2 protein-coding genes are annotated in these 2,791 nt (G+C 69.9%); both read right to left on the bottom strand.

The window, feature by feature from the left end; all coding sequences use genetic code 11:
• Positions 1 to 113: 113 nt before the first annotated feature.
• Positions 114 to 1,700 carry a malate synthase A gene (aceB, locus tag ACFV9Q_RS26025; protein ID WP_377236826.1) on the bottom strand — a complete coding sequence of 529 codons (1,587 nt, stop codon included), beginning with the start codon at positions 1,698 to 1,700 and terminating at the stop codon, positions 114 to 116.
• Between the two features lie 119 nt (positions 1,701 to 1,819).
• Positions 1,820 to 2,566: an IclR family transcriptional regulator gene (locus ACFV9Q_RS26020; RefSeq protein WP_377236825.1), complete on the bottom strand. Its 747-nt coding sequence runs from the start codon at positions 2,564 to 2,566 to the stop codon at positions 1,820 to 1,822.
• Positions 2,567 to 2,791: the final 225 nt, after the last annotated feature.

The raw sequence follows: 2,791 nt of genomic DNA, 5'->3' as shown, positions 1-2,791 counted from the left end.
CAGGACACCTCTTTCGGGGAAGGTCCCCCCCCCTCCCTCCTTTTTTGGGGTGTTGGGTGTTTTTTGCCCGGGGGGTGGGGAAAAAAAAAACACCCAGCACTCAACGAAGGCGGTCAGGGCATGCGGGCGTAGGCCGGCAGGGTCAGGAAGTCGGCGTAGTCGTCGGCGACCGCCACCTCCAGGAACGTCTGCCTCGCCTCCGCGTAGTCTGCCGCGTCGCCCGGCAGCTTGGCGATCTCCTCCTCGACGATCCGGTCGATCAGCTCGCGCGTGACCTTGTGGCCGGTGTCCGCGAGCGTGACGTCGTTGTGCAGCCACTGCCACACCTGCGAGCGGGAGATCTCCGCGGTCGCGGCGTCCTCCATGAGGTTGAAGATGGCGACGGCGCCGAGCCCGCCGAGCCACGCCTTGAGGTACTGGATGCCCACCGAGATGTTGTTGCGCAGCCCGGCCTCGGTGACGTCGCCGGGTGTGGACGCGACGTCGAGCAGCTGCGCCGCGGTGACGTGCACCTCCTCGCGGGTGCGGTCGATCTGGTTCGACCGGTCGCCCAGCACCGACGTGAAGACCTCCGTGCAGAGGTCGACCATGCCCGGGTGGGCCACCCACGACCCGTCGAACCCGTCGTTCGCCTCGCGCGTCTTGTCGTCGCGGACCTTGGCGAACGCGGCCGCGTTGACCTCCTCGTCGCGGCTCGGGATGAACGCTGCCATGCCGCCGATCGCGTGCGCGCCCCGGGTGTGGCAGGTCTTGACCAGCAGCTCCGTGTACGCGCGCATGAACGGCACGGTCATGGTGACGGCGTTGCGGTCGGGCAGCATGAAGTCGGTGCCGCGGGTCCGGAACGACTTGATCACGGAGAACATGAAGTCCCAGCGACCGGCGTTGAGGCCGGCGCTGTGCTCGCGCAGCTCGTAGAGGATCTCCTCCATCTCGAACGCCGCGGGGTAGGTCTCGATGAGCACGGTGGCGCGGATGGTGCCCTGCGGGATCCCGAGGAAGTCCTGGGCCAGCACGAACGCGTCGTTCCAGAGGCGCGCCTCCAGGTGCGACTCCATCTTGGGCAGATAGAAGTACGGGCCCTGGCCCTTCTCGATCTGCCGCAGGCCCGCCGTGGCCAGGTAGAGCGCGAAGTCCACCAGGCTGCCCGACGCCGGACGGCCGTCCACCAGCAGGTGCTTCTCCGGGAGGTGCCAGCCGCGGGGACGGACGATGATCGTCGCGAGCTCCGCGTCCGGCTTGAGCGCGTAGTGCTTGCCGTTGTCGCCCGTGAAGTCGATGTTCCGGTTGATCGCGTCGAGCAGGTTGAGCTGGCCCCCCACCACGGCGCTCCACTGCGGCGTGTTCGCGTCCTCGTGGTCGGCGAGCCACGCCTTCGCCCCGGAGTTGAGCGCGTTGATCGTCATCTTGCGGTCGGTGGGGCCGGTGATCTCGCAGCGCCGGTCCACGATCCCCGGCGCCGCCGGCGCGACGCGCCACGTCGGGTCCTCGCGGATGTGCCGGGTCTCGGGCAGGAAGTCCAGGGTGCCGCCGGCCGCCAGGTCCTCGACCCGCCGGCGCCGCGCCTCCAGCAGCTCGAGCCGCCGGTCGTCGAGCTCGCGGTGCAGGGCGACGATCAGCCCGAGCGCCTGCGGGGTGAGCACCTCCTCCGCGCTGGGTGCGATGTCGCCGGTGATCGTCAGGCCGTCCGGAGTGTCCACGTCGAGTTCCTTTGGTCGATCGGCTTGCCTCCGCTCGAATTCCACGATGCGGAAACCAAATACTTCCTAGTGAAAACACTAGGTGCCCGACGATGCCCGGTCAACGCGGCCGAGCCCGCTCAGCCCCCGGACAGCTCTGCGGCGATCTCCCGTGCGACCTCCTGCAGCACCGGAACGGCACGCTCCCCGAACTCGAACGACACCCGCGCAGCGGGCCCGGACACGGACAGCGCGGTAGGCACGGGCACCCCGGGCACGACGACGGCGAAGCACCGCACGCCGACCTCCTGCTCGCCGTCGTCCACCGCATACCCGCGGTCACGGATCTCGCCGACGGCGGCGACCAGCGCCTCGACCTCGGTGATCGTCCGATCGGTCGCGGGAGCGAGCCCGGCACGTGCGGCGATGTCCCGCACCACGGCCTCGGGCAGCTCACCCAGCAGCGCCTTGCCGACACCGGTGCTGTGCAGGTGCACGCGCCGCCCCACCTCGGTGAACATCCGCATGGAGTGCGACGACGCCGCCTGCGCCACGTACACCGCCATCTCACCGTCGAGCATGGCCAGGTTCGCGGTCTCGCCCAGCTCCCGCGCTACGCGCGCCAGGTGCAGGCGGGCGCCGGCGCCGAGCTGGCGGCCGGCCGCCTCGCCGAGGCCCATCACCCGCGCGCCGAGCGCATAGCGGCGTGAGGGCAGCCGGCGGGCGTAGCCGCGGGCGACGAGCGTGCGCATCAGCCGGTGGATGGTCGGCAGGGGCAGCCCGGACTGCTCCGACAGCTCGCTCAGGCCGGTGTCGCCGTCGAGCGACGCCATGATCTCGAGCAGGTCGAGCGCCCGCTCCACGGACTGCACACCAGGTTCTGCCACGTCGCCCTCCCCGTCGGAACGCCAGACGTGTCGCCTGACGGAACCAGCATTCCACAGAGCGGAAGACGGGAGGCAGTTTTGGGCATGCAGAAAGGGGGTGGGGTGTCTCCGACCATCTCTGGTCGGGCACCCCACCCCCTTGCTGGGAATGGTTGTCCGGCGGCGTCCTACTCTCCCACCCCGTCACCAGGGCAGTACCATCGGCGCTGTGGGGCTAAGCTTCCG

Source organism: Promicromonospora sp. NPDC059942, assembly GCF_042731755.1.
Taxonomy (GTDB): Bacteria; Actinomycetota; Actinomycetes; order Actinomycetales; family Cellulomonadaceae; genus Promicromonospora.
Note: the sequence above shows the minus strand (reverse complement) of the source record. Positions and strands in the feature narration are given on the sequence as shown.